Below are 25,828 nucleotides of genomic sequence, written 5' to 3'. Positions count from 1 at the left end.
ACGATCAGTCGCTCGCACCGCGATCCGAACGCGACGGCGGCGGGATCGGCCGATCGGACGAGGAGATCGGGTCAGGTCGGATGCATCGGTCTGGGCCGTCGTTGACGTGTCCGTATTCCCCGGGTGCGTTTGCGAGCGGGTGGGCGGGGTTGTCAGCGCTCGCGATCCGTGCCGCGCGGATCTCGTCGAACCCGTTGATCCGAGCACGGATGCCACGCCAGTGGTGAGTCGTCGCCGGCGGGATCACGAGCTGATGGGGTGACGGGGCTGTCGATCGACAGGCGTCCAGCACCGCGGCGTTGACGTTGCTGGCCAGCTGGTCGTGATCGACGAGCACACCAACGCGAGCGTCGGACGGCGTGCGATCGGCGAGCACGTCCAGTCCGAGGTGCAACGCCCGATATTCCGCGACGTTGTTGTCAGAGACAGTGTGGTCAAGCGAGAGTCGGTCGACGCGCTCGCCGTCGCGCGTCTCGATGACGACGCCGAGTCCGCCCCCGTCGTCCCGAAGGGACCCGTCGGTGGCGACGTAGAAATCACGGTGATGGGTCCGGGGCGGATGCGCGATGTGCGGCGTCGGCGACTCGTCGAACAGATCTCGAAGTGACGGCCGGCCGTATGCGGCCATATCAGCAGTTCGTGGTCCAGTTACGTAAAACTGTGGCTCCGACACGGCGACGGTACGTCGATCATCACCGGGTCGGACAGGCATCACCGGAACGCATACGGCCCGGCCGGCCGTTGTCCCGCGTATGGTCACTGCCCGCGAGATCATGACCAGTCCGGTCGAAACGGTCACGCCCGACGACGACGTGAGCGACGTACTGACTCGCCTCGCGAAAGCGGACTTCAGCGGCTTTCCGGTCGTCGAAGACGGGGCGGTCGTCGGTATCGTCACGGAAACGGATCTGGTCGATCTCTTCCAGCCGTCGAACCGACGGCTGTGGATCCCGGTCGGTTTCCCGCCGTTCGTCGAGACGCTGACCTACAGCGTTGATCTCTCCTGGAGCGACCTCGACGTCGGCGTCGACCTCGTCAAAAACGCCGGCAAACCGATCCGCGACGTGATGATAACCGATGTCGTGACTGTCTCGCCGGAGGACAGCGTCGAATCTGTCATCGATCACCTGGCCGATCCCGACCGGGACATCAACCGACTGCCGGTCGTCGAGGACGACCAGCTTGTCGGGATCATCTCCCGCGAGGACGTGCTCCGAACGCTCAGCGAACGGGGTGTCTCGGTCTAGACGTGCGCTACCGGAACGTCCTTTTGTTCGTCGCGCTGGCCGTCTTCTGGGGCAGCGCCTTCGTCGCGATCAAGGCCGGGCTGGCTGACATCCCGCCCGTGCTGTTCGCTGCGATCCGATACGACGTCGCGGGCGTGCTCGTCCTCGGCTACGCGGCCGTGGCTGTCGACCGATGGTATCCGACGGGGCGTCGCGAGCTGGCCGCCGTCGCGGTCGGATCGGTCTTTCTGATCGCGGGCTATCATGCCCTGTTGTTCGTCGGCGAACAGGGCACGACCAGTGCCGCGGCCGCCGTCGTGGTGAGCCTCTCGCCCGTCCTCACGACCGGATTCGCTCGCTTGCTGCTGCCCGAACAACGGCTGACGACGGTCGGCATCGCGGGACTCCTGCTCGGGCTGGCTGGTGTGATCGTACTCGTCCGCCCCGATCCGGCGAACCTGTTCACCCGTGATACGGTTTCCGTGGGGCTGATCTTCGGCGCCGCGCTGTCGTTCGCGTTCGGGAGTGTCCTCACTCGCTGGCTCGACGCCGGACTCCCCATCGAGACCCTCGAGGCGTGGTCGATGGTCGGCGGGGCCCTCCTGATGCACCTGCTTGCGCTGGCGCTGCCCGGCGAGTCCATCGCGGCGATCGACTGGACGCCGCGGGCAGTCGTCGCCCTGGGCTATCTCTCGATCGTCGCCAGCGCTGTCGGCTTTCTCGTCTATTTCGATCTGCTCGAAAAGCTCGGCCCCGTCGAGATCAACCTCGTCTCCTACCTTGCCCCCGTCGTGGCGGCGGTCGTCGGATTCGCGTTTCTCGGGGAAGTCATCGACGCCGCGACCGGCGTCGGCTTCCTGCTGATATTCGGCGGCTTCGCCCTCCTGAAACGACGGGAACTGGCACGCGAGGTCGAACGCTGGCGTCGGGCGACCCCGTTGTCGAGGTAGCCGGGAGTCGCGAAAAGTGAACGCTGTCCGTCCGTTGATACGCGTATGAGCCGGCCGGCTCCGCTCGTCGCTGGGGATCGATCATCCGCGTGTCGCTGTCGCCCCTCTGGGGGCGCCGAACGCGGGCTGCTTGCGGCGCTGTACGTTCAGGGCGACAAAGACGGGGTCCTGACGCGTCTCCTTCCGACGCGCCCCTTCGATGGACGAGCGGATCGAACGGCTGCTCGATCGCGCGGAAACGCGGGAACGGCGGATTCCGGTCGAGTGGGGGGACGCGTCGTCCGGCCCGGCTGTGAACTGGGTGCCCCGACCGACTCAGCTGTGCTTGTCGACCTGATACCATCTCACGCCTTCGCCGACGGCGTAGCCGACGACGGCCCGGACGATAACGAATCCGAACGCCGTCAGTACGATGGGCATAAGTAGCCATCCGAGATCGAGCCCGTCAAGGTCCGCGACGCGGTTGTCGACCACCCGGGTCGCGAGCATAACAGCGTACATCCCGCCCACCTCCGCGGTGATGAGAGCGGGGTTGGCGGCGGCCGCCACGACGAGCATCGGGATCGTCATTGTCAGGCCGACTCCGGCTGTGAACGTGCCAACCAGCGTCAGCATCGAACCTGCGAACTCGGTATCGAGCGCGTTTCGCCACCTCCGGAGGTGGCCGTGACAGACGGAGACGTGCCCAGTCATCCAGCGGACGCGCTGGCCCCACCAGTCCCGAAGCGTGTGTGCTGACTCCTCGAAACAGGGGTAATAGGACAGCTCACGGATCGAGAGACTCGCCTGATGACACCGATGGGTGAAGTCCATATCCTCGGTCAGCGCGTCTTCGTCGAACAGACCGACCGTCTCGAACACCGATCGCTCGATCAACACGCTCCGGGTGCCGACGAACCCCAGCCCAAGCAGAGTCCGAACCAGTTTCTGCGGCAGGAAAAAGAGCAACAGATACTCGTAGTAGACGATCGATTCCAAGAGACCGTCCGATCGCGGAAGACTGCGGACGCGAGCGACCTCGTGATCTTTGAGTGCGGCCATTCCGTGAGCGATGAGATCCGGATGGGGTTCCTGATCGGCGTCGAACAGCGCGACGACATCGGCATCGCTGCGTTCGATAGCGTAGTTGAGTGCTCCTGCTTTCGATCCGGGACGCCCGTTGACGATGTATCGGGCACAGTCGTGATCCGCTGTCAGTTCGGCAGCCCGTTCGATCGAGGGGCGGTCGCCGGGTTCACAGACCACCGTGACGGTCAGATTCTCGTACGACGAGGCCAGCAGCCGCTCGACGGACCGATGCAGGACGTCGGGTTCGTCGTAGACGGGTACCAGCGCTTCGACGGATCGACCGGAGTAGACAACCGCATTTGGATCCTCGCCGAGCAGCGAGACCAGATACAACAGCAGCGAGCCTGCGAAGACGGCGAGCGCAGCCCCGAGCAACACATGCGTTTCAAGCAGAGTAGGGGGCGAGACGGACGTGTCGAATCGTGCGACGTCGCTCACCAACACCGGGAAGACGACGAGCCCGACGAGGGCGATGCCGACGGACCCACGAACGACTCGACTCAGGGAGGGCATACGTCAACGGTCCCGAAGGAACGCAAAAAAAGTTGCTCACTGTCCGCTGCTCGGAGCACGACGACGACCGTCGACGAGCACGGCAGCGATACCGCCACCGACCAGCATCGGAAGCCAGTAGGTCGCCCCCCGATAGATGACGACGGCCGCCGTCGCGGCGGTCGTCGCGACGCTGGTGGTGGAGACGATCATGACGACGAACGCCGCCTCGACGCCGCCGAGACCACCCGGGACCGGAAAGACGCCCGCGATGCTCGCCACGGGCAGTACGACCAGCATCGCCGGGAAGGGGACGACGAACCCGATCGCGGCGAGCGCAACCCAGAGACAGACTGCCAGCGTGAACCAGCCCGCCAACGAGAACGTCGTGGCCAGCACCAGCAGCCGCCGGTTGCGGCCGACGCGTTCGATCGAGACGAAAAAGCCGTCCACGCGCTCGCTGATTCCGTCCCGACTCGGCGGGCTGACTCGGGGCAGTATACGGCCCGCCCGCCGGGCGACCGGTGTGAGAAGCGAAATGGCCATCGATTCGATCCAGTCTCGGAACCGCCAGCCGAGCGCCAGCGCGCTGGCGACCCCGGCGACGAGTACCGCGACGGCGGCGCCGGCCACGAGCACGCTCCGACCGAACTCGAACCCGCGCAGCGCGAACAGGCCGAACCCGACGACTGCCAGACCGATTGACGGGAAAAAGTGCAGCGTATCGACGCTCGCGATGGCCGCCAGCCCGTTCTCATACTCGGTGCCGGCAGCCTCGGAGATCAACAGCGCGCTGATCGGCTCGCCGCCCGCCTGTCCGAACGGCGTGACCTGGTTGGCGAAGGTCGCGGCGACGAACACGACGACCGAACGCACTCGGGACATTGGCGTTCCGAGGGCACGCAGGACGGTGTGGAGACAGAGCCCCCAGGCGGTGAGCCAGACCGGAACGAGGCCGAATAGGACCGCGACGACCGGGAGCCGCGCTTCGCTCAGATGGGAAACGACTCCGTCGATACCGATCACCCACAGCAACAACGCGAGGACGGCACCGGCACCAGCGAACCCGACGAGAATCGACCGTCTGTCTACGCGCATCGTAGTCGGGTGTAGACGACGGCGTGTATAAAAATCCACTTTCACCGTTTCCGGCCCGAAATGCGACCGCCACCATACCTCCCCCTCTCAGTCTGCCGCTTCGCTCGGGTCGACGACCTCGCCCACCGTGTCGACCCCGACCTGATCGCAGAGATCGGCCATCGGGCAGGCCTCGGGGTCGTCCAGACACGCCGGTTTGCGTGCGCTGCAGTACTCCCGGCCAAACTGGATCATCGCCGTATGCCCGAAGCCACATTTCTCGCCGGGCACGTCCCGTTCCAGGTGTTCCCGGACCGTCTCGTGGTCGGCGTCAGGCGGCGCCAGTCCGATCCGGCGAGCGATCCGATGGACGTGGGTATCGACGGGAAAGACGCCGTCCTGCCCGCCCGAGAACAGCAAGACACAATCCGCCGTCTTGGGGCCGACGCCGTTGTACGCGAGCAGGGAATCGCGAACCTCGTCGGCGTCGCCCTCGCGGACGAACTCGTCGAAGGCCGCTTCGCTCCCGTACTGCTCCCGGATTCGCCCGGCGATCGTGACGATCCGCTCGGACTTCTGGTTGTACAGCCCCGCCGAGGAGATCGTCTCGGCGAGGCGTTGCTGGTCGGCCTCGGCCAGGCTCGCCACCAGATCTCCAGACCCGTACCGCTCCATCAGACTGTCGTGGGCGGGCTGGCTGGCCGTATCGGAGGTGTTCTGGCTGAGGATCGTCCGGACCAGCGACTCGAAGGCGTCCCGGCCGCCGTAGGTCTTCTGCCAGTACAACTCCCCGAGTCGATTGACGACGGCTTCGGCACGGGTCGCCGGTTGCCCGGTCTCGAAGACCGTGGCCTGTCCGCCGCCCGCGTCGCCGCCGCTGATGTTTTCGGCTGGCTCGTCGTCGGACATACGGAGTACTCCGGGTCGGAATCGAAAAAACGCCGCGGTCACTCGACCGAGAGCGTCAGCGTCAACTCGGCACCAGCCGACAGCGCCTCGATCAAGCCGCGATCGAGATTCGACGCGGCGGCCTCGGCTCCGATCATGATCGTGCGGTCGTCGACGTACTCGCTCGTGCGGGCGACCATCGAGCGGTCGTTCTCGAAAGACAGATCCGGGTGCCCGCGACCCGTGACGGTCACCGTGTGATCGCCGGCTTCGAGTGTGGCGGTGATCGTCGCGCCCGCGGACTGACACGCGGCGACGAACGCCTCGTCGAAATCGGTCGGCACTCGGTCGGCCTCCACCCCGAGGATACAGTCGCCAGCGGGCGTGAGGTAGTCGTCGCTGGTTAACTCGAAGGTACTCTCGTGAGTCGCAGTGACGTTCTCGTGGCCGGTCGCGTGGATCGTTTCGTCCATACGGCGGGGTCGGTGCCCCGGCATTCATAGGGATTGTCCTCTAGCCCGGCGAGTTGCCCTCGCCCGCGGCGTCTGCCTCGTCGCCGGTCGTCGCGTTCAGATACGCCGCGAACCGGACGCCGAGCAGACTCACGAGCACGCCGGCGGTCAGGTAGAGCCCGAGTCCAACGCCGGGATCCAGGGCGGTCTCGGCGATTCTGAGCGGTCCGAATTCGATCGCCGGGACCGTGACCGGCGCCACCGTCTCGCTTCGCGTCAGGAAGTACGCAGCGATCCCGCGGACGACCAGTCCGACAGCGACCGCCCCGAACGGTAGATTCAGGTACGCGCTGTGAACTCTCTCGTCGCGGATGAACTCGTCGACGAGCCGACCGGTACTGGCTGCCAGCGCCGCGCCGGTCACCCAGGGGATGGCGTCGTAGATGAACCGCATACCGATCAGGAGCTCGGCGTCGGTCGAGATATTCGAGACCCCGAGCACGCCGGCGAAGATGCCGATCAACGCCAGTCCGGCCGCCACCACGTACGTGACAATCGCGACCTGCCCCGAATACAGCGCCTGCTGGATCTGTGCCGTTGCGGTTTCGAGGAACTCGTCGATTCCGAGTCCCTTGTAGAGGAGAAACCCACCGAACACGGCCGCTATCGCACCGAATGCGACGGCAACGCTGCCGACCAGTAGCAGGACCGGGAAGATGATCAGCGCCGCGCCGACCGGCACGAACACCGTCTCCCGGAGTTCCTCGTCACCGAGGAACTGCTTGAGCAGGTAGTACGTCGACTCGATATCGCGGGCCTGCCGGACGACGACCCGATCGACCGCGTCGACGGTGATCCGACTCTCGATGATCGGGACCAGCCGCTCGTCTTCCGCACTGTCGACGACGACGACGGCCGAATCGGGGTCGTGTTCCGCGAGGAGCTGGTCGGTCTGGCGTGCGACTGCCCGGTCGATACTGACCGGATCGCCAACGCCCGAGAGGATCGCGACGACCGCGTCCTCGCCGCTGTCTTCGAGATCGCGGGCGACCCGGAGCGATTCCAGCAGGCAGTTCACCTGGCTGTCCTCCGGGTCTTTGACGCCGAACTCCGCCACTAGCGACTCGACGGCGTCCCATCCGACGATGGGGGCATCCATCCCGCCCGTGACTGCCCCACCCCGATCGATACTGACGACCAGCGTTGTCACAGCACAGAGCAGACGGCGAATCTATAAAAACCTTCGACACTTCGCGTTCACAGCGACGACAGAACAGCGCTCGATTACAGCAGCCCCGTCTTCTGGAGCTTCATGAGATCCTCGGTTTCGAGGGTCTCGCCGTCTTTGAACTTCTGGTAGATCTCCTCGGCCTCCTCGCGGGCGGCTTCCTGTTTCTGCTCGCGCTCCTGGCGCTCTTCCTTTTCTTCCTTCTTGTCTAGCTCGCGCAGACGCTTCTGGACGCGCACGAAGTCCTCGTGGTGCTGGTCGGCCGCTTCCTGGGCCTCGACGAATTTCTCGTGCATCTCGTCGGCCTCGTCACGGATCTCGTCGGCCTCGCGATAGGCCTCGATCATCTTGTTGTGGTGCTTCTGGGCCTCGTCGGCCAGCTCCGTGACCTTTTGGTGATGGCGGGACGCCTCGGATCGGATCTCCTCGGCCTCCTCTTTGAGCTCGTCGATGTCGCCGGTCTGTTCGAGCTTCTCCTTGCGTTCCTGGAGCTTCTCGCGTTTCTGCTCGATCTTCTCGATCAGCTCGCGCTCCTCTTCGGCACCCAGGACTTCTGTCTGCTGTTTGAACTCGAGATCCTCGATCTCGTCTTCGAGTTGGTCGATGTTCTTGCCTTCGTCGAGTTCGAGCTCGTTTTTCTTCTGCTCGACCTCCTCGAACAGCTCGTTTGCTTCCGCGTTGAGCTCGTTTCGGCTCTCTTTGTGTTCCTGCACTTGCTCGTTGAGCTCGTCGCGCTTCTCGCGGTGCTCCTGTGCTTCGTCGACTTTCTCGCGCGTCTTCGCGTTCAGATCGTCGCGGTCGGACGCGCGCTCAGAAGCGAGCTGGTTGAGGTCGTTGCGTCGATCCCGAAGTTTGCCAGCGAGCTTGATAAGCTCGCCTTTGGACTTCGTTTCGAGTTCTTCGTCTGTTACCGATACGTTCTTGGATTCGTCTATCGAGTCTGCCATGGTTTGAAACCCTCCGATGCCATACAGCTCCCGTTTGTGACAGAGACACCGCTAGAAGTCGGCTGGCGCCTGATAACGAGATTCCCTGTCATGTTGGGCGTCGCACGATGCTGCCGAACGCCAGGAGCGTTCTGGTACCTCCTTCTACAGTTTTCTGCTATTAAAGGATTCCGGTCGAGGGGGTCATTGTTTCTCACTGTCATACGGGTAGACCGCCGGACGGGAGAACTGTGGTTGCCGTCCCTGCCGGTCCGCTGGCGATACTTCTGTATGCGGGTTCATATCGTGGGCACTCCTCCCAAGCGACCGCTCAGAACAGCGCTTGCTCGTCGGCGAGTACTTCAGCGGGGCCGCCGACCGTCCAGTGGCGCGTCTCGATGCCGAGTTCCGAGATCGTCTCCTGGACTCTCTCGACGTGTTGTTCGGTCGTGTTGACGTAGATGCTCGCGCCCGTATCACCGGAGAAGTACACTTCGACGCCCTCGGACCGGAGTTGTCGGACGGCGTTGAAAATCTCGATCGTCTGCGGTTGCCAGTAGACCCACGCCGACGGGCCGGTCATCGTCGTCGCCGCCAGCGAGAGGGTGTCACGCTCGGCCAACTCGAAGGCTCGTCCGAAGTCGCCAGCCCGGAGCGCGTCGCGCATCTCGTCCATCTGTTCGTGGATCTGGGCCAGCCGGGCGTCGAACATGTGGCTCTCGGTCGCTTCGGCGTGAGCGGCTTCCGTCTCCTTGTAGGTCGGGACGAGCGCCGCGACGACGTGTAGCTGCTCGTCCAAGTCGGTCTCGATCCGCTCGGCGTAGCAGTCCTCGTCGTTTTTGCCTGAATAGAGAACGGAGAAGCCGCCGGTGACCGCTCGGGCCGCCGACGCCGACCCGCGACGGGCGATCGTCGAGATCTCGGGGCGAGTCAGATCGAGCCCGGCGGCGTCGGCGGCGGCCATCGCGAGCGCGGCAAAGCCCGACGACGACGACCCGAACCCGACGTTCGTCGGGAAGGAGTTCTCGCTCTCGACGCGGGCCGGACGGTCGATGTCGGCCAGTTCGCGAACGCGGTCGAGGACTGACTGGATCCGCTCGGCGCCGCGGCCGGTCACCGTCTCGCCGTCGACGACGTAGGTCTCCGCCTCCGCTTCGAAGGAGACGGTCGTCTTCGTGTGGCTCGGTGCCGTACAGACGCTGATGCTGTCGTGATACGGGTACCGAAGCTCACTGTCGCGCATCCCGTGGTACTTGACCAGCCCCTGGATCGGGTGGGCCTTCGCAGTCGCGTGCATACCCGTGGATCCGTCCCGGCGCACTTATCGCTGCCGTCTCGAACGGCCGAAACCGGCGTTATTCGCCGCCGAACTCGCGGCGACGGCCCTTGGGAATCTGCGAGCGCAACTCCCCGTGGACGTAGAGGCCGACACCGATCGGCTCGGGCTCGCCTGCAATGTCGTGCGTAACGATCAGATACCCCCAGTCGCCGTCCCATTCTCGTTGCTGGTCCTCGCCGGCCAGGAAGCGCTCGGCCGCCCCGCGGTCGAGGTGGATGACGTTTCGAGTTGCCCGGGCCCCGAACCGCTGGACGGCCTCGGTCGTCGGCTTCCAGTGCTCCTGGCGTGTGCGCATGAACGACATCCCCAGCGCCTCGACGTCGACCGGCGTCTCCAGGTCGTCCGCGAACGCCCAGACCTTTCCGTTGCCCCGCTCCCAGAAGGTGTAGGCCTCGAACGCCTCGGGGTCGACCCCGAACCGGTCCGCCCAGAAGTCTACGATCGCCTCACGGGTCGGTCGACTCTCGACGTCCCGTTTGGCTTCCGTGGCCGGCAGTCGGTCGAACCGATGGCTGACGTTCTCGCTCATCCCAGCACCTCCAGTTTCGCGACGAAAAAGCCGCCCGTGTCGTTGTGATGTGGATAGATCCGCTTCGCCCGCTCGACTTGCGGGTCGAAAACCTCGTCATCCCACTCGGTCACGCCGTCCCGATACGTTAGCGGCAACTCGAACTCGACGAGCCGACAGTCCTCGGCGTCGAGCGCGTAATCCAGCACGGCCTCGTTCTCCTCGGGCGCGAACGTACACGTCGAGTAGACGACCGTGCCGCCCTCGCGGGTCGTCTGGATCGCCCGTTCGAGGATCGCCCGCTGTACGTCGGCAATGCCCGTGACGTGGCCCAGTGACCACTCCTCGAGGGTGTCCGGGTTCTTGCGGATCGTCCCCTCACACGAGCAGGGCACGTCGACCAGGACCTTGTCGTAGGGCTCGCCCCCGAACGGTTTCAGCGAATGGTTGCGCGCGTCCTCGTTGGTGACGGCGACGTTCGTCACGCCCAGCCGTTCGGTGTTCGAGCGCAGCGCGGACAGGCGGCCGAGATTGCTGTCGGTCGCGACGAGCAGTCCGCGGTCGTCCATGAGTGCGGCCAGTTGCGTGGTCTTGCTCCCCGGGGCGGCAGTCGCGTCCCAGACCCGCTCGCCGGGGTCGGGATCGAGCACGGTCGCCGGGATGGCCGAGACCTCCTCCTGGCCGTGGATCCAGCCGTGGGAGTACGGCCAGTTGGCGCCCGGCTGGTCCGCCGGCAACCGAAACAGGCGCGGGTGCCACTCGACCGGATCGAGCTCGATGCCGGCCTCCGCGAGTCCCCGTTTGGCACGTTCGACGGTCGCTTTGATCGTATTGACCCGGACGACCGAGGGGAGCGGCCGCTCACAGGCCGACAGAAAGGCCTCGTAGTCCTCGACGATCGGCTCGTATCGCGACAGCACGTCCATCGACCGTCCCTTGGCGAACTCGGGGCTTGTGGGTTTCGAAGGCCAAACGGTAAGCCACGTCCCGCCGTATGATGTCACATGGCGCATGTGAACGTACACCGTGACGATATCCAGCTCGACGAGCCGGTCCTGATCGAGGGACTCCCTGGACTCGGTCTCGTCGGCAAGATCGCCGCCGACCACCTCGTCGAGACCTACGGGATGGACCGCTACGCGTCGATTCACTGCGAGGGGTTGCCGGAAGTCGCGATTTACGACGAGGGCGGCCACGGCGTCGAGCCGCCGGTCCGGATCCACGCGGACGCGGAACGCGATCTACTGGTCCTGCAGAGCGACGTCCCGATCTCGCCGTCGGCCGCGGAGGAGTTCGCCGCCTGCGTTACGAACTGGATCGACGAACAGGGGGCGCTCCCGCTGTATATCTCGGGCACCCAGCGTTCTGACGGCCAGACGACCGACGTCGTCGGCCTCTCGATCGCCGGAGCGGGCGCGCAGTTGGACGGCGTCGACGTCTCGACGCCCGGCGAGCGCGGCGTCGTCAGCGGGCCGACCGGCGCGCTCATCTATCACGCCGAACGAGCGGGGCTGGAGGCGCTCGGGTTCGTCGTCGAGGCGTCCCCGAAGTTCCCGGACCCGGCCGCGGCGAAGGCGGTCCTCGACCGGGTCGTCGAGCCGATCGCCGACGTCGAAGTCGAGACGGAGACGCTGGTCGAGCAGGCCCAGGAGATCAGCGAGGCCAAAGAGCGCCTCGCCCAGCGGATGCAACAGGCCGGCGACGAGAGCTCACAGGCTCAGCCCGTGGGGATGTATCAGTAGGTGAACCCGTCGGGGCACCGGTGGCTGAACTCGTCGGGCTTTTCACCGACAGCCCCGAAACCACGCTGATGAGTTTCTTCGAGGTGCTCGCGACCGCGGGTGCAGGTGCCGTCTTCGGGCTCGCGCTGGCCGCACCGCCGGGACCGATGAACGCCGTCATTGCCGAAGAGAGCGTCGTCAGGGGCTGGCGTGCGGGCTTTACCGCGGGGCTCGGGGCGATGATCGCCGACGCGTGCTTTCTCGCGCTGTCGCTGCTCGGTGCCGTCACGGTCGTCCAGCGCTCTCCCACGGTCCAGGGACTCATGGTCGGTATCGGTGGGCTTCTCTTGTGGTATTTCGCCTACGATGCCGTCCGGGATCTCTCCGTGACGTTTCAGGGCGAGGATTCGGAGACGACCGGACACGGGTTCCTGAAGGCGTTCACGCTCGCGATCACCAACCCCTATCAGATCGTCTTCTGGCTCACTGTCGGCGTCGGATTGCTCGATCCGGGACGGATCGACGTGCTGGCGACGGCGCTGTCCTCGGAGTCGCCGCTGGCCGGTGTGTTGATCGTTAGGACCGGGACGCCGCTTTTGATCGCCGGGCTGTTCGCCGGGATCGTCCTCTGGATCGTCGCGTTCCCGGCGGCGCTGGTCGCCGGCCGCGAGCGTGTCGATCGCTTCGCTCCGGCGGTCGCGACGCTGAGTGCGGTCGCATTCGCCGGGTTCGGCGCGCTGTTCGTCATCGACGCGGTACGTACCCTCCTCTGATTGTCGGTACCGATCGACTGGCTGGAGTCGCCGATCCGATCTACTGCTCTGTTTGGTCGTCGTTGTCGGGATCGAATGGGTCGTCCGCGTCCATATCCGCGACCTCGGCTTCGAGCCACTCCTTGAGCCACTTCACCCGCTTGATGCGGCGGTGGGCGACGCTTTCGGCGGTGTCGCTGCGGATGCGCTCTTTGGCGTCCCGTCCGCGTTCGAGGACGCGCCCGACCATCTCGGCGGCGTCCATGTGTGTCCGGGACTCATAGCCCATCCGCAACAGCAAGAGCGTCGCGCCGTTGGCACCGACCTTGTCGAGGATGTCCGCCTCGATGAGACACTGCGTCTCCAGCGCGAGATCCGTTAGCTCGCCCTGATAGGAGTGGTCCCGTACCGCGTCGACGACCTGCTCGACGAACGACGGCGGATAGTCCCCATGCGTGGTCAGGTACTCCTGTGCGATCTTCGCACCGACCTCGGCGTGGCGGTCCTGCTCGGCTTCGAGCTTTGCGACGTCGTGAAACAGCGCCGCGACTCGAGTCACGTCGGCGTTGGCGCCCTCCTTTCGAGCGATCTCCTCGGCGAGGTCGACGACGTTCAGGATGTGGTTGAACCGGTACTTCGCCGAGTGCCAGGGGTACCACCGCATGCGGCCCCCCTCGTCCTCGGTCTCGACGCTGGCCCTGAGGTAGTCGCGCACGAACTCCTGCATCGCCTCGAATTCGGCGTCCGTTACCGGCGACTCCTTAATCTCGACACCCACAGAACCCCCTCCCGACTGCACGTTCGTTGTTCATGTTACCTACTAAAAGGCGTGTTTGACTCTTTAGCGTTACGACACTCTTATGATTCCCCTGCCACGAGCGCAGAATTCGCACGAGCGGCTGTCTTTTTAACGACTGGGGACGAACATTCCGGCATGAACGTCCGTCCTGCCACGCCTGCGGACCGGCCGGCGATCCGGGACATCGCCCGGCGGTCGCTGCAGACGTCCTACTCGCTGAGCCCGCAAGCCATCACCGGCGCGATTGAGGAGTGGTACACCGAAGACAACCTGTGTGAACGACTGAACGACGAGGACAGCCTCCTGCTGGTCGCGGAGCGCGACGACCAGGTCGTCGGATTCTCCGAGAGCACACTCGAGGACGCGGCCGTCTTCGAGCGGTCTGACACCCAGCAAACGGCGATGTTGCTGTGGTTGCACGTCGATCCGTCGTACCGTGGCGAACGCATCGGCACCGAACTGTTCGAGGCGACGCGGGATCGCCTCCACGAACGCGGAGCAAGCGCGATTCAGGGCCGGGTGCTCGCGGAGAACAGCGAGGGCAACGGCTTCTTCGAACGCCAGGGATTCCAGCGGATCGGCCGCCGTGACGTCGAGATCGCCAGCCGCACCCACGTCGAGAACATCTACATCGAGGAGCCGTCCGGACTCACTGCCTGTGAGACGCCGGACGGTGAGACGGTGTACGCCGATCGGGACGACGCCGAACGGGGCTCGCTGGGGCCGTTCTACCCTGTGTATGCCGATCGGGACCGCGGTGAACGGTACGGCTACTACTGTGGCAGTTGCGAACAACTCGCCAACGCGATGGACGCGATGGGTCGAATCGAATGTGACAACTGCGGCAACAGCCGCAAACCGACCCGCTGGGACGCGGCGTATCTATAGTCCCTAGTCGTCCGACTCGGTCGCAGCCTCGACGGCCCCGCTGATGTCGGCGTCGAACTGTTCGAGTTCGTCTTTCGTCTCCGCGATCCCGGTCGTAACCATCAATCGGACGCCACGCCGGACCGACATATCGATTTCGTGGACTTCCGACTCCGGAACGAGCGCGAGATGGCCGTTGGTCGGATTCGGGCTGTTCGGGATGTAGACGTTGTACGCCTCGCCGATCTCCGTCGTGACGCTCTCCGGGCTTTCGGCGGTGATGAACCCGAGCGAATAGACGTCGTCCCGTGGGTATTCTACGAGTACGACGCTCTTGTAGCGGTCGGTCGACTCGACGAGCGAGTTCGCGACCCCCTGCACGCCCGTATAGATCACGCGGACCATCGGAATGAAGCCAACGAGTCGACCGAACCCCCCGAAGAACCGGCTGGTCACGCTCCACTGAGCGAACAGTCCGACCAAGCCTACGGACACGATCATGACCACGACTGCCAGCAACCGTGCGAGAAACTCGATGTCGCCGGTGAACTGCGCGAGGTTCCCCGCGGAGACGACCGGCTCGACGAAGCCGGTCAGCCAGCCGAGTGCGAACCGTAACGCGACGAGCGTGACGACGAGCGGCGCGACCAGTATCGTCCCAGTGACGAAGCTGCTCCGGATTCGGCGCTTCCAGTTCACGTGTACATCTCCGACGGCAGCCGCAAAAAAGTTGACCGCCAGCGTGTGACGATCACGTCCTGTCGTCGAGCCGATCTCGGATCGCCGGCGGCATCCCCTCGCTCCCTCCGGATGCGTGTTCGGCGATCGCCGCGAGTCCGTCCGTCTCCTCGTCGGTAAACGACGGATCGAACAGCTGCAGGGCCGTGTTGATCGTCGACCAGTCGTCGGCCTCGGCCGCGTCCCGAAGCCCGTTCGTCGGCGGCGCGAGCAACTGGTTGACGATCGAGTCGGCCATCGATTCAACGACCTCGCGTTCCTCCTCGTCGAGATCGAGCTTTGCAAACGCCTGCTCTAGCTCGGCCGTCTTCCGACGTTCCGCACCCTCGTACATCGCGGAGATGACCTCGTCGGCTCGCTTTCGCTTGTACTGGGTGAGCAACTCCTCGAACGCCTCGTTGATCACCTCCTCGACCGCCAGTGCGGCTTCCCGACGCTTGGCGCGCGTCTCTTCCGTCACCGATTCGAGTGCGTCGAGATCGTATCGCGTCACGTTCGCCAGTTCGCCGACCGACTCCGGCACGTCCTGTGGCTGGGCGAGATCGAAGACCACGGTCTCGCCGGTCGCGGCTACCAGCGAGGGATCGATGACGGGGTCAGGCTTACCGGTCGCCGAAACGACGACGTCGGCGGCCGACACTGCCCGCTCCAGCGCGTCCATGCCGAGGGGCTGTCCGTCCATTTCGACCGCATCGAGGACGCGTTCGGCCCGTTCGACCGTCCGGTTCACCACGAGCAACCGATCGGCGTCCGTCCGGGCGTCCAGTGCTTTCGCCGCGAGCGTCGACATCTCGCCGGCCCCGACCACGGTCGCCGTCGCATCCGTCAGGTCGTGCTCGGTGGCGGCCAACTCGACGGCGGCACTCCCGACCGAGACGACTCCGTCGTTTATCGCCGTCTCCGAGCGGGCGCGCTCGCCGACGTGGATCGCCTTGGTGATCGCACTTTCCAGCACCGGCCCGACGGCCCCGATACTCCGGGCGTCCTCGTAGGCGTCTCTGACCTGGCCGATGATCTGGTCTTCTCCGATGACCAGCGACTCCAGACCGCTCGCCACGCGCATCATGTGACGGAGACTCGCCTCGTGGTCCAGCCACTCGAGGACCGAGTCGGGGATGTCGGCCGCGTACGATTCGAGGACGGCCCGTCCGGCCCCGGCGTCGTCGGTGACCACGTAGGCTTCGACCCGGTTGCACGTCTGGATGGCAAACGCCTCCGTGACGGCCGCATGGTCGAGGAGACGCTCGACCGCGGCGCGCTGACTGCTCGCCGCTGCCGACTCGATCTCGCCCACGTCGGCCTGCCGATGAGATACGCTCACACCGGTAATGACGCCTGTCGACGTTGTCACGTACTCTCACCTGCTATCGATGCGATCACGGTGTCTGTCTCTAGGTCATATTACGTCCGCCAGTATCTAAATCTGTCCAAGACCGATGTGTCGGTGTGACACACTCGGGGTCACTCAGAGTGTGGCCCCTCGACACCGACGACTGTGTACCCGGCTTCGGAGACGGCCTCCAGGACCGCGTCCTGGTCGGTGTCGGCTTCGTAATAGAAGACGATGCGGAACGTTCCGTCCCGGAGGAGTTGCTGGCACTCCCAGACGAATTCCTCGTCTTCGAGCGTCAGTCCCTGATGCTGGTTGAGTCCGAACTCGGGGTCGTCCGTGCCCGAATAGACGAACGTCTCCTCGTCGGGCGCAGCGTGTTCCGCGACGATGTCGCCGATCTCGATGGTCGTCTGGTTCAGTTCGGCCTCTTTGTCGCGACCGAGATCCGTGTGTACGATCAGGCCGTTGAGCTCGATCTCGCCCGGCTCGAGCAGTTCTTCGGCCTGCTGGTACAGTTCCTCGTCGATGATCTCCTCGGGCATTAGTGGATCTGTGTCATCCGGCCTAATACGCCTCACGATGTCCGGGTCGGAACACAACACTCATATCGACTCGCCGTCACTACTGAAACGTGCGATCGTTGCTTCGAGGACCTGCAACACGCCTCTACGAGACGCTGCTGGAGTGGGAACTGTCGGGAACGCCGGACCACATCGCCGTCATCCAGGATGGGAACCGACGCTACGCCCGCAAGCAGGGGGCCGAGACGACCGACGGACACCGCGAGGGCGCCGAGACGACGGAGGCGGTGCTCGACTGGTGTGCCCAGTTGGATATCGAGGAACTGACGCTGTATGCCTTTTCGACGGAGAACTTCAACCGGCCGCCGGAGGAGCGCGAGGCGCTCTTTGACCTGCTCGAGGAGAAACTCCGCGAGTTCGCCGATGCCGATCGGGTTCACGAGTCCGGGGTCCGAATCCGGGCGATCGGCGAGATCGATCGCCTGCCCGAGCGCGTCCAGGACGCCGTTGCGTACGCCGACAGACGCACGCGTTCGTACGATCAGTTCCACCTCAACGTGGCGCTGGCGTACGGCGGACGGGCGGAACTGCTGGGCGCAGCCAGCGACATCGCCCGGGACGTTCGCGACGGCGAGATCGATCCCGCGGCCGTCGACGTCGAGACGATCGAGAACCGACTCTACGACGGGCCGACCCGGGACGTCGATCTCATCATTCGGACGGGCGGTGACGAACGGACCTCAAATTTCCTGCCGTGGCACGCCAACGGCAACGAGGCGGCCGTCTACTTCTGTGCGCCGTACTGGCCGGAGTTCCGGAAGGTCGACCTGCTGCGTGCGATCCGGACCTACGAGTCCAGGGCACAGTCCTGGCGCAAAACCAGGGTACAGCGCGCGCTCGCGCTGGTTCGCGCGATCGAATCAGAGCGCGGCGACGGCGGCCGAATCCTGCGGCGGCTCCGCGATCGGCTCCCGCGCGAACAGGCCGATGCGCTGTGTGAACAGGCGGACATCGAACGACCCGCGGACTGATCGCGGCGTCTTTCCTAGCCAGCCTGTGCGACCCGCTCGATCATGCTATCGGGCGGATCGACCTCGCCGGTGACGTTCGTTCCATCGTAGTCTTTGACTGTCAGGAGGATCGGCTCCTCGCCGGCCAGCCAGTAGAAGGTGTAGCGCTTCGTTTTCGCGACTACCGCAGTCCCGGGAAACGCGTCACTATCCGCCTCACTGATCGTAAACGGTGCCGTGTGCTGGGATTGTAGTGTTGCAGCCATGATTGTATCTAACTGTAGACGCCAGACGGTAATAAGTCTTTATTCGGAGGCGAGTTAATTCTTATATGGGTGTTATCACACATCATGAGAGAACGACGCAGCGGCCTCACGGCTTCTCGGTGCGGCATCGAATCCGATACGGGCGCAGCCACAACACCTTTGGGAGTGTCAGACACACGTCTATCCATGGACGCGGAAGACCTCCTGAAGATCGTTCTCGTACTGGTCGTCGTGTTGGTCCTCCTGGAGATCGTTGGCGAAATCCTCGGGATCCTCGGTTGGTTACTCGGACCGTTTCGGCCGCTGCTGGGTCTGGTGATCGTCGTGTTGATCGTGCTGTGGCTGTTCGACCGCCTGTAGGACCGCTGGCAAGCGCCGATCTCCGCGCAGATTGCCACTGGTAGCGGCTGTCGGATCGCGACGCTTATTGTCGGCAGCCGTCTATCGAGGACCGTGTACAGCCTGAACGTCCCGCCGCCGTCGACGGTGACACGACTGGCCGGCGAACTCGCGCGGGAGCTCCCGCGCGCCCGTACTCGCCAGCGCGGCCAACACACGCTCGTCGGCAAGCGACTCGGCGATGGAGACGGCGCTCGGCTCGCTACGCAGGTGCACACGGAACTGACGGGCGTCGAGCCGTTCGACCTCCGAGTGACCGGTATCGATCTGTTCGAGACGGCGCCGACCGGTTCTGCCCCGGTCGTGTATCTCTCCGTGGAGAGCCCCGCACTCCGGGCGTTACACGAGCGGCTGTGTACGGTGTTCGATCCGGTTGCGGGGATCGAAGGTGACGACTACACGCCACACGTGACGATCGCACGCGGTGGCGAGTTGGCCGCGGCGCGTCGGCTTACCGACCGGGAGATCGAACCGGTCCGCTGGACGGCCGATCGGCTGTCCGTCTGGGACAGCCACCGGAACGTGCCGGTCCGGGAGTTTTCGCTTCCCGTGTGAACACGACATGGTCTGCAAGGGGACACAAGAGTCATTACGCCCGACAGTGACAACAGGAATATGGTAGAGCTCGATATGACCCAACTCGGGTTAGAAGTCGGCGGTAGCGGCGCGCTCGGGCTGTTCATCGGGTTCGCTGCGAAGAAAATCGCGAAGGTGATCGCGGTCATCGTCGGTGCCGAACTCGTGCTGTTCAAGTATCTCGAATCGCGGGGGATCATCTCCGTCGACTGGAACCGGCTGACGGCCGGGTTGACGAAAGCCGGCGAAACCGGCACGAGGCAGGCCCAGAGCTGGGTCGAGACGTTCATCTCCACTGCCGGCGTCGGTGCCGGCTTCGTCGGCGGGTTCGCCGTCGGATTCAAAAAAGCGTAATCTACTCTCGGGACATATGTCAACTACACCTGGACAACTGATACTGGCGTTCGATCGTGATCAGACAGTCGATGTGAACCCGCCCGCGAACAAAGAGGCGGTGCCGCTCTCCTGGATCGAACACTGGGACGCCGAGACGAACCACGAGGTCTGGGCGATCGGCAACCAGGAGCTGAAATCGGAGGCCGGGATCCCTGGCGTTCGCGAGGCCGTCCTGGAACTAGAAAACGAGTGGTATCGGGAGTTTACCGAAACTGACGACGACGACAGCGTCGACGGCTGGCCCCGCCGTGCCCGCCGCGTCGAGATGCTCGCGGAGCTGTTCCCGGATGCGGACGGCTACGTCGTCGTCGACGACAAGGACCTCTCGTATGTCGACGGCTGGTCGCATTACTTCCCCTGGGAGTTCGTCGACGCGGTCCGTACCGGGGAACTCACTCTCGACGTACCGGAGTAGTCCCCTCACTACCGCCGGCTGATGTCGTCCTCGTCCTGTATCATCCGCGTTTCGGCGCTCCCACTGGAGACTTCGTTGACGAGGTCGTAGAAGTCGTTCTGCAGACCGGCCGGGAACTGGATGACCCCGACCCATGAGCCGTCGTTCTGCCACTCCTCGCGCTGAAGTTCGCCGAACTCGCGGATCCTGGCCTGCCCACTGCCCGCATAATCCGGCGGCAACTGGACGGCGATGGTCACCTCGTCGAACCGGATCGGGATCACCGGCCGGAGCGCGTCCAGCGCCTCATCGACCTGATTTTCGACTGGCTCCATCGGGTCGACTCGGAAGCCGGCCTCCTCCAGGGCGGACTCGATGCGTTCGGGCGGATGGGGCGCATCGTCCATCTGCGGGTTGACCGCGTTGCGCGTGATCCGCTGGATCAACTGCCTGCGTTTCTGTTCTTGCATCTCCTTGCGCTGTTCGGCCGTGATTTGGATCTCCCCGCGCTCGATCACCTCCGGGATGATCTCCAGCGGATCGGTCGTGTCGAACACCTCCTCCAGCGCGTTCTCGGGTGGGCGGTCCCCTCGGGAGGCGTTCTCGAAGACGTCCTCGGCGGCGATGACGTCCTCGAGCTCGCCGTCGAACTCCCCACGCTTGATCGCCAGGGCAGCGTCCGGATCGACTAACACTTCGAAGCGCTCGCCGTGACTCTCCAGGCGAGCCGTGACTGCTTCGTCAAGGGATATCATATATCGGTCCTACTTGGGGACGGGTAAAAGGTGTTTCCGAACTCGGGACAACCGCTCTCACTGCCAGGTGATGTACAGCAGCGTCGCGATGCCGAAGACTTCCAGGATCTGGAGGGCCATCATGACTTCGACAGCGAGTGGGACCGTCAGCAGCGCGGGCGTGGCGGTCGGTGCGCTCAAGTAGTACCACAGCGCGACGACGTTTTCCGCGAGGAGAAACCCGGCGAAGACGATCGAGCCGAGCGTGAACGTCGATCTGATCTCCCGATAGAGCCGTCCCCAGATGACGATCAATGCCGTCAACAGGACGATATTCAGTGTCGCCGCGACACGCGCAGCGTCCAGGAGCGTTTCGAGATACGTCATAGTCGGTCTCCCTGTGCCCCGCGCGTTCGAGTTCGGCTGTCGGTCATTATTCTACCTGTGAGGCGATCTCCTCGATGGTGTCCCAGTGCTGGCGCGCCCGCCCGCTCGGGAGGTACACTACGCCGTAACTCTCGTCGGTACTCGTGACGATCTCGTTGTCTTCCAGCACATCGAGGTGATGTCTGACGGTGTTGTACGCGAGATCGAGCTCCTCCGCGAGGCGGTTGGCGTTGCGCGGCCGGTCGTCGAGCGCACGCAGAATACGCGCCCGGTTGGGACCGCCCCGCGTCCCGGCTAACGTTTGCCATAGCACCGCCTCCATATGCCATTTGATCCGCTCTCGGCACAAAATAACCCATCGGTCGGACACTTCCCTTTCCGGGAGTTGGCGATCGGCGGCTGTCCGACCGAGAGGCTCGAAGGCGGCAGCGGCTGTCGGCAGCGCCTGGTATGAGCGGGTGTGGCCGCATGAACGAACCCATCGGTCTGACCTATCCGAACCAACAAGATATGGGTTTTGGTAGATCAGACGCAATTCTCTCTCAAAAACAGATTGGATTGTGAAGGGTTTTACGCGTGAACTTCGGCACTTTCGCGACGAATTTGAGTCTGATCTTCGGAAATTGTTAACCGTCTTTCATTGTCAGATACAGGTGTCCATGACAGACAAGCTAACGACGCGGCGCAAACTGCTGGTGGGGATCGGAGCGAGCTCGACCATCGCACTGGCCGGCTGTACTGACGGAGACGGGAATGGCAACGGGACGACCGAGTCGGACACCGATACGGAAACGGAGACCGACACGGAGACGGCGACCGACACGCCGACACCCGAACCGGAGCAGGCTCGGCTCAGAGTCGCGCATATGTCGCCCGACGCCCCGAACGTCGACGTTTACGTCGACGGTAGCGCGGTGTTGGAAGGCGTCGCGTTCGGTGCCGTGAGCGGGTATCTCTCCGTGTCGGCCGGCGACCACGACGTCGAGATCACGCCCGCGGGGACGCCCGACACGGCAGTCTTTTCGGGGACGGTCACGCTTGACCCCGACACCGACTACACGGTCGCAGCCATCGGTGAGATCGGCGACGACGCGGATCAGCCGTTCGAACCGCTCGTGCTGGCGGACGACAACAGCGAACTCGACGAGGAGACGGCCCGTCTGCAGGCCGTCCACACCTCGCCGGACGCACCAGCCGTAGACATCACGGCCAATGGGGGCGCAGTCACCCTCTTCGACGGCGTCGCGTACGGTCAGTCCGGGACCGTCGAGGTCGATGCGGGCACGTACACTGTCGAAATTCGCGGCGACACCGAGGACAATGACGGCGATATCGTCGCGAGCTACGAACTCACGCTAGAGGGCGGCACCACCTATTCGGCCTTCGCTGCCGGCTATCTGACGCCCGACGACGAACCCGCGAACACCCCATTCGACCTGCTCGTGGCGACTGCCGACGGGCGCGGCCCCGCACCGGAACCGGAACCCGAGGGACGGCTCCGGGTCGCACATATGTCGCCCAACGCTCCGAACGTCGATGTCTACGTCGACGGCAACGCGGTGCTGGAAGACGTCGCGTTCGGTGCGGTGAGTGGCTATCTGTCGGTCCCGGCGGGCGATCACGACGTGACGATCACGGCCGCTGGAGATCCGGACACCGAGGTCTTCACTGGAACGGTGTCCGTAGAAGGCGACACCGACTACACGATCTCGGCGAGCGGCGAACTCGGCGATGATGGAGACAGGCCCTTCCAGCCGCTCGTCTTCGACGACGACAACAGTGAACTGGACGACGAGACTGCCCGCCTCAAGGTCATCCACGCGTCGCCGGACGCACCAGCCGTCGACATCACAGCCAACGGGGGCGCGGTCACCCTCTTCGACGGCGTCGGGTACGGCCAGTCTGGGACCGTCGACATCGAGGCCGGGACGTATACAGTCGAGATCCGTGGGGACACCGAGGACAACGACGGCGACATCGTCGCGAGCTACGAACTCACGCTGGAGAGCGGGACCGTCTACACGGCCTTCGCCGCGGGCTACCTGACGCCCGACGACGAGCCCGCGAACACCCCGTTCGACCTGCTCGTGGCGACTGTCGACGGTCGCGGCCCGGCGCCGGAACCTGAGGGTCGTCTCCGCGTCGCTCACATGTCACCGAACGCGCCGAACGTCGACGTCTACGTGAACGGTGACGCCGTACTGGAGGACGTCGCCTTCGGTGCCGTGAGCAGTTACCTGACCGTGCCGGCCGCCGAACACGAGATCGAAATCACGGCCGCCGGCGATCCGGACACGTCCGTGTTCTCCGGTCCGGTGACGGTCGCCCCGGACACTGACTACACGGTCGCAGCAACCGGGGAACTTGGGGACGACGCGGATCAACCGTTCGAGCCGCTCGTACTCGAAGACGACAACAGCGAGGTCGGTTCCGATCAGTCGCGTCTCCGGGTCGTCCACGTGTCGCCGGACGCGCCCGCAGTCGACGTGACGGCGGCCGGCGGCGACGTCGTGCTCTTCGACGGCGTCCCGTACGGTGGCTCCGGCTACGTCGAAGTCGCGGCCAACGACTACACAGTCGAGATCCGCGGCGACACCGACACAAACGACGGCGAGGTCGTTGCCGACTTCGATGTCAGCCTCGGCGGCGGGACGGTCTATACGGCCTTCGCAGCGGGCTATTTGACCCCGGACGACGAGCCGGCCGACGAGGCGTTCGATCTACTTGTCGCGCAGGACAGCACTCAGTAGTCACACACTGGAGCCGATGTGCCGTTCGGCTCCTGCCGAATTCCTTCTATCGACTGTCGAGCAGTTCGCTCACCTGTGCCTTCGTCTCGCTCGCGAGAGTTCGCTCCGCGAACTCCCGGGCCTCGGCCGTGTCGGTCTCGACCACGTTCGCCTTCACGTCCGGGATCGTCACCGCGCTCATGCTCAGTTCGTCCAGCCCCAGTCCGAGCAGCAACTCGGTTAGCTCGGGATCGCCCGCCATCTCGCCGCACATGCCGATCCAGGCGTCGCCAGCGTGGGCCGCGTCGACGGCCTGATCGATCGCGCGCAATACGGCCGGGTCGCGCGGGTTGTGCAGGTCCGCGACCGCCTCGTTCTGGCGTGATGCGGCCATCACGTACTGGGTGAGGTCGTTGGTCCCGATCGAGAAGAAATCGAGCCGCTCGGCCAGCTGCTCGCCCATGAACACCGCGGCCGGCGTCTCGATCATCACGCCGAGTTCGGGCACGGCGTAGTCAATCTCCGCCTCGTCTAACTCCGACGCCACGTCCTCGACGATCTCCAGGCTCCGGTCGACCTCCTCCACAGTCGCGACCATCGGAAACATCACGGCCAGGTCACCGTCGCCCTCGGCACCCGCACGCAACAACGCCCGTAGCTGCGTGCGGAACAGCTCCGCGTCAGGCCCGAGCGACCGGCGGATCCCCCGCGTTCCAAGGAACGGATTGTCCTCCTCCTCGGCCTCGACGTACGGGATCGGCTTGTCGCCGCCGATATCCAGTGTCCGCACGACCACGCGCCCCTCCGGGAACGCGTCAAGCGCTTCGACGTACGTCTCCAGTTGCTCGTCCTCGTCCGGCGGCGTCTCCCGGTCGAGAAACAGGAACTCTGTCCGGAACAGCCCGACTGCGTCGGCGCCCTGCGCGACTGCGCCCTCCAGTTCCGCGGCGGTGCCGATATTCGCCGCCACTTCGACGGGTTGGCCGTCGGCCGTCTCGACGCGGTCCGTCCGGATCTCAACGTCGCGGCCCTCCGCGGCGCGCTCGCGGGTCTCCTCGTCGGGGTCGACCATCACGTTGCCGGCGTCCCCGTCGACGACGACCTCGGCGTCGGCTTCGATGTCGAGCAGGTCTTCCCCGACGCCGACGACCGCCGGGATGCCGATCGAGCGGGCGAAGATCGCCGCGTGGGAGGTCCGACCGCCTTTCGCGGTCGCGAAGCCGGCCACCCGATCAGGATCGAGCTGTGCGGTGTCGCTGGGCGTGAGCATCTCCGCGAGCAGGACCGTTCCCTCGGGCAGTTCCGACAGGTCGAGACGCTCGGCGTCGGTGGCGATCCGGAGCAATCGGTCGCGGATGTCACGCAGATCGTCCGCGCGCTCGGCCATCCGGCCGCCTGCCGCTTCCAGCTGTTCGATCGCGCCCTCGAAACCCTCCTGGATGGCGTGCTCGGCGGGCAGCCCCTCGTCGATCGCGTCTTCGACGGCACCGGTGATCTGCGGATCGTCGAGGAACTGCAGGTGTGCGTCGAAGATCTCGGCCTCGTCTTCGCCGACTTCCTCGGCGGTCCGGTCGCGTTCGGCCTGCAGCTCCTCGCGCGCCGTGCCGAGCGCGTTCGAGAAGCGATCGTGTTCGGCGTCGGTATCGACGTCCTCCGGCGCGGGCGGCTCGGATAGTTCGACTTCCTGGTCATACCAGACGACCGTTCCGACGCCAGACAGCGGTGTGACGCCGATTCCTTCTAGCGTCCGTTCACTCATCGTACTCGTCCTCCGGCGTTGTGAGGACCCGCTCCAGCGCGTCCAGCGCGGCCTCGGCGTCATCGCCGTCGGCGATCAGTCGGACTTCCTCGCCCTGCTCGGCGGCCATACTCGACACTGCGAGCATGCTACGCGCGTCGACCGGGTCCTCGCCGTCGGCGGCGATCTGCAGTTCGGACTCGAACTCGTTGGCCGTCTCGACCAGTTTCGACGCCGGCCGTGCGTGCAACCCTGCTTCCGGGACAATTGTTATTTTTCGTTCCATACAGTCTATTGCACAGGCTACTCGTTAC

The 25,828-nt window shown here is 64.8% G+C and carries 31 protein-coding genes; 11 read left to right on the top strand and 20 right to left on the bottom strand.

Features of this window, described 5'->3' with window-relative positions; all coding sequences use genetic code 11:
* Positions 1 to 4 precede the first annotated feature (4 nt).
* A complete protein-coding gene (locus tag HSEST_RS09195) occupies positions 5 to 628 on the bottom strand; it encodes a reverse transcriptase-like protein (protein ID WP_229120638.1) in 624 nt (207 codons plus the stop codon).
* A gap of 124 nt (positions 629 to 752) precedes the next feature.
* On the opposite strand from HSEST_RS09195, the gene HSEST_RS09190 reads away from it, so the two are divergent.
* Both HSEST_RS09190 and HSEST_RS09185 read left to right on the top strand, forming a co-directional pair.
* Positions 753 to 1,247, top strand: coding sequence for a CBS domain-containing protein (locus HSEST_RS09190; RefSeq protein ID WP_229120637.1), 495 nt, complete (start codon positions 753 to 755; stop codon positions 1,245 to 1,247).
* 2 nt (positions 1,248 to 1,249) lie between these two features.
* Positions 1,250 to 2,176 carry a DMT family transporter gene (locus tag HSEST_RS09185; protein WP_229120636.1) on the top strand — a complete coding sequence of 309 codons (927 nt, stop codon included), beginning with the start codon at positions 1,250 to 1,252 and terminating at the stop codon, positions 2,174 to 2,176.
* Positions 2,177 to 2,491: 315 nt separating this feature from the next.
* Here the strand turns inward: HSEST_RS09185 and HSEST_RS09180 are convergent, their stop codons facing one another.
* The 9 genes from HSEST_RS09180 to HSEST_RS09140 all read right to left on the bottom strand — a co-directional run bounded on the left by HSEST_RS09180 (position 2,492) and on the right by HSEST_RS09140 (position 11,080).
* Complete coding sequence (locus tag HSEST_RS09180; protein ID WP_229120635.1) at positions 2,492 to 3,757, bottom strand: glycosyltransferase; 1,266 nt, start codon at positions 3,755 to 3,757, stop codon at positions 2,492 to 2,494.
* 36 nt (positions 3,758 to 3,793) lie between these two features.
* On the bottom strand, positions 3,794 to 4,834 hold the full coding sequence (locus HSEST_RS09175; RefSeq protein ID WP_229120634.1) for a lysylphosphatidylglycerol synthase transmembrane domain-containing protein: 1,041 nt from the start codon (positions 4,832 to 4,834) through the stop codon (positions 3,794 to 3,796).
* An 87-nt stretch (positions 4,835 to 4,921) separates the two neighbouring features.
* Positions 4,922 to 5,722 (bottom strand): endonuclease III domain-containing protein, encoded by an 801-nt coding sequence (locus tag HSEST_RS09170; protein ID WP_229120633.1) that lies wholly within the window; start codon positions 5,720 to 5,722, stop codon positions 4,922 to 4,924.
* A gap of 38 nt (positions 5,723 to 5,760) precedes the next feature.
* A complete protein-coding gene (locus HSEST_RS09165; protein ID WP_229120632.1) occupies positions 5,761 to 6,174 on the bottom strand; it encodes a DUF371 domain-containing protein in 414 nt (137 codons plus the stop codon).
* 40 nt (positions 6,175 to 6,214) lie between these two features.
* Positions 6,215 to 7,363, bottom strand: a complete 1,149-nt coding sequence (locus HSEST_RS09160; RefSeq protein ID WP_267491855.1) for a DUF373 family protein — start codon at positions 7,361 to 7,363, stop codon at positions 6,215 to 6,217.
* A gap of 74 nt (positions 7,364 to 7,437) precedes the next feature.
* Entirely contained in the window at positions 7,438 to 8,328 is an 891-nt protein-coding gene (locus HSEST_RS09155) for a coiled-coil protein (protein ID WP_229120631.1), read from the bottom strand.
* A gap of 310 nt (positions 8,329 to 8,638) precedes the next feature.
* Positions 8,639 to 9,604: a phosphomevalonate decarboxylase MvaD gene (gene mvaD / locus HSEST_RS09150; protein ID WP_229120630.1), complete on the bottom strand. Its 966-nt coding sequence runs from the start codon at positions 9,602 to 9,604 to the stop codon at positions 8,639 to 8,641.
* A gap of 58 nt (positions 9,605 to 9,662) precedes the next feature.
* The gene (locus HSEST_RS09145; RefSeq protein WP_229120629.1) at positions 9,663 to 10,175 is read right to left on the bottom strand and encodes a DUF7122 family protein; all 513 of its coding nucleotides are present in this window, start codon (positions 10,173 to 10,175) and stop codon (positions 9,663 to 9,665) included.
* The gene (locus tag HSEST_RS09140) at positions 10,172 to 11,080 is read right to left on the bottom strand and encodes an RsmB/NOP family class I SAM-dependent RNA methyltransferase (RefSeq protein WP_229120628.1); all 909 of its coding nucleotides are present in this window, start codon (positions 11,078 to 11,080) and stop codon (positions 10,172 to 10,174) included. The genes HSEST_RS09145 and HSEST_RS09140 overlap by 4 nt, the downstream gene beginning before the upstream one ends.
* A 78-nt stretch (positions 11,081 to 11,158) precedes the next feature.
* On the opposite strand from HSEST_RS09140, the gene HSEST_RS09135 reads away from it, so the two are divergent.
* Positions 11,159 to 11,896: a proteasome assembly chaperone family protein gene (locus HSEST_RS09135; RefSeq protein ID WP_229120627.1), complete on the top strand. Its 738-nt coding sequence runs from the start codon at positions 11,159 to 11,161 to the stop codon at positions 11,894 to 11,896.
* Between the two features lie 68 nt (positions 11,897 to 11,964).
* Entirely contained in the window at positions 11,965 to 12,648 is a 684-nt protein-coding gene (locus HSEST_RS09130; protein WP_229122981.1) for a LysE family translocator, read from the top strand.
* A gap of 40 nt (positions 12,649 to 12,688) precedes the next feature.
* On the opposite strand, the gene HSEST_RS09125 is transcribed toward HSEST_RS09130, so the two are convergent.
* Positions 12,689 to 13,405, bottom strand: a complete 717-nt coding sequence (locus HSEST_RS09125) for an HD domain-containing protein (protein ID WP_229120626.1) — start codon at positions 13,403 to 13,405, stop codon at positions 12,689 to 12,691.
* A gap of 156 nt (positions 13,406 to 13,561) precedes the next feature.
* Between HSEST_RS09125 and HSEST_RS09120 the strand changes: the two genes are divergently transcribed.
* Entirely contained in the window at positions 13,562 to 14,314 is a 753-nt protein-coding gene (locus tag HSEST_RS09120; RefSeq protein WP_229120625.1) for a GNAT family N-acetyltransferase, read from the top strand.
* 3 nt (positions 14,315 to 14,317) lie between these two features.
* On the opposite strand, the gene HSEST_RS09115 is transcribed toward HSEST_RS09120, so the two are convergent.
* From HSEST_RS09115 to HSEST_RS09105, 3 genes are all read right to left on the bottom strand, one after another.
* The gene (locus HSEST_RS09115) at positions 14,318 to 14,992 is read right to left on the bottom strand and encodes a DUF502 domain-containing protein (protein ID WP_229120624.1); all 675 of its coding nucleotides are present in this window, start codon (positions 14,990 to 14,992) and stop codon (positions 14,318 to 14,320) included.
* Between the two features lie 52 nt (positions 14,993 to 15,044).
* Positions 15,045 to 16,382: a glutamyl-tRNA reductase gene (gene hemA / locus HSEST_RS09110; protein ID WP_229120623.1), complete on the bottom strand. Its 1,338-nt coding sequence runs from the start codon at positions 16,380 to 16,382 to the stop codon at positions 15,045 to 15,047.
* Positions 16,383 to 16,492: 110 nt separating this feature from the next.
* Positions 16,493 to 16,906 (bottom strand): DUF5778 family protein, encoded by a 414-nt coding sequence (locus tag HSEST_RS09105; RefSeq protein WP_229120622.1) that lies wholly within the window; start codon positions 16,904 to 16,906, stop codon positions 16,493 to 16,495.
* 89 nt (positions 16,907 to 16,995) lie between these two features.
* On the opposite strand from HSEST_RS09105, the gene uppS reads away from it, so the two are divergent.
* Positions 16,996 to 17,916 (top strand): polyprenyl diphosphate synthase, encoded by a 921-nt coding sequence (gene uppS, locus HSEST_RS09100; protein WP_229120621.1) that lies wholly within the window; start codon positions 16,996 to 16,998, stop codon positions 17,914 to 17,916.
* Positions 17,917 to 17,930: 14 nt separating this feature from the next.
* On the opposite strand, the gene HSEST_RS09095 is transcribed toward uppS, so the two are convergent.
* Positions 17,931 to 18,161: a hypothetical protein gene (locus HSEST_RS09095; protein WP_229120620.1), complete on the bottom strand. Its 231-nt coding sequence runs from the start codon at positions 18,159 to 18,161 to the stop codon at positions 17,931 to 17,933.
* Between the two features lie 186 nt (positions 18,162 to 18,347).
* Between HSEST_RS09095 and HSEST_RS09090 the strand changes: the two genes are divergently transcribed.
* The 4 genes from HSEST_RS09090 (at position 18,348) to HSEST_RS09075 (ending at position 19,947) form a co-directional block, all read left to right on the top strand.
* Entirely contained in the window at positions 18,348 to 18,521 is a 174-nt protein-coding gene (locus HSEST_RS09090; RefSeq protein ID WP_229120619.1) for a DUF7554 family protein, read from the top strand.
* Between the two features lie 93 nt (positions 18,522 to 18,614).
* Complete coding sequence (locus tag HSEST_RS09085; protein ID WP_229120618.1) at positions 18,615 to 19,115, top strand: 2'-5' RNA ligase family protein; 501 nt, start codon at positions 18,615 to 18,617, stop codon at positions 19,113 to 19,115.
* A 60-nt stretch (positions 19,116 to 19,175) separates the two neighbouring features.
* A complete protein-coding gene (locus tag HSEST_RS09080) occupies positions 19,176 to 19,490 on the top strand; it encodes an FUN14 domain-containing protein (protein ID WP_229120617.1) in 315 nt (104 codons plus the stop codon).
* 16 nt (positions 19,491 to 19,506) lie between these two features.
* Entirely contained in the window at positions 19,507 to 19,947 is a 441-nt protein-coding gene (locus HSEST_RS09075) for an adaptin protein (RefSeq protein ID WP_229120616.1), read from the top strand.
* An 8-nt stretch (positions 19,948 to 19,955) separates the two neighbouring features.
* On the opposite strand, the gene HSEST_RS09070 is transcribed toward HSEST_RS09075, so the two are convergent.
* Genes HSEST_RS09070 through HSEST_RS09060 form a run of 3 tightly spaced genes read right to left on the bottom strand, consistent with a single transcriptional unit; the run spans position 19,956 to position 21,369 of the window.
* The gene (locus HSEST_RS09070) at positions 19,956 to 20,681 is read right to left on the bottom strand and encodes a ribosome assembly factor SBDS (protein WP_229120615.1); all 726 of its coding nucleotides are present in this window, start codon (positions 20,679 to 20,681) and stop codon (positions 19,956 to 19,958) included.
* A 57-nt stretch (positions 20,682 to 20,738) separates the two neighbouring features.
* Positions 20,739 to 21,047: a hypothetical protein gene (locus HSEST_RS09065; protein ID WP_229120614.1), complete on the bottom strand. Its 309-nt coding sequence runs from the start codon at positions 21,045 to 21,047 to the stop codon at positions 20,739 to 20,741.
* 46 nt (positions 21,048 to 21,093) lie between these two features.
* Positions 21,094 to 21,369 (bottom strand): ArsR/SmtB family transcription factor, encoded by a 276-nt coding sequence (locus HSEST_RS09060; RefSeq protein WP_229120613.1) that lies wholly within the window; start codon positions 21,367 to 21,369, stop codon positions 21,094 to 21,096.
* A gap of 337 nt (positions 21,370 to 21,706) precedes the next feature.
* On the opposite strand from HSEST_RS09060, the gene HSEST_RS09055 reads away from it, so the two are divergent.
* Positions 21,707 to 23,797, top strand: a complete 2,091-nt coding sequence (locus HSEST_RS09055; RefSeq protein WP_229120612.1) for a DUF4397 domain-containing protein — start codon at positions 21,707 to 21,709, stop codon at positions 23,795 to 23,797.
* Positions 23,798 to 23,843: 46 nt separating this feature from the next.
* On the opposite strand, the gene ptsP is transcribed toward HSEST_RS09055, so the two are convergent.
* Both ptsP and HSEST_RS09045 read right to left on the bottom strand, forming a co-directional pair.
* The gene (gene ptsP, locus HSEST_RS09050; protein ID WP_229120611.1) at positions 23,844 to 25,535 is read right to left on the bottom strand and encodes a phosphoenolpyruvate--protein phosphotransferase; all 1,692 of its coding nucleotides are present in this window, start codon (positions 25,533 to 25,535) and stop codon (positions 23,844 to 23,846) included.
* Positions 25,528 to 25,800: an HPr family phosphocarrier protein gene (locus HSEST_RS09045; RefSeq protein WP_229120610.1), complete on the bottom strand. Its 273-nt coding sequence runs from the start codon at positions 25,798 to 25,800 to the stop codon at positions 25,528 to 25,530. The genes ptsP and HSEST_RS09045 overlap by 8 nt, the downstream gene beginning before the upstream one ends.
* Positions 25,801 to 25,828 lie beyond the last annotated feature (28 nt).

The sequence above is a fragment of the Halapricum desulfuricans genome (genome assembly GCF_017094465.1).
In the GTDB taxonomy this organism is placed as follows: Archaea; Halobacteriota; Halobacteria; order Halobacteriales; family Haloarculaceae; genus Halapricum.
This window is presented reverse-complemented; position numbering and strand designations above follow the sequence as displayed.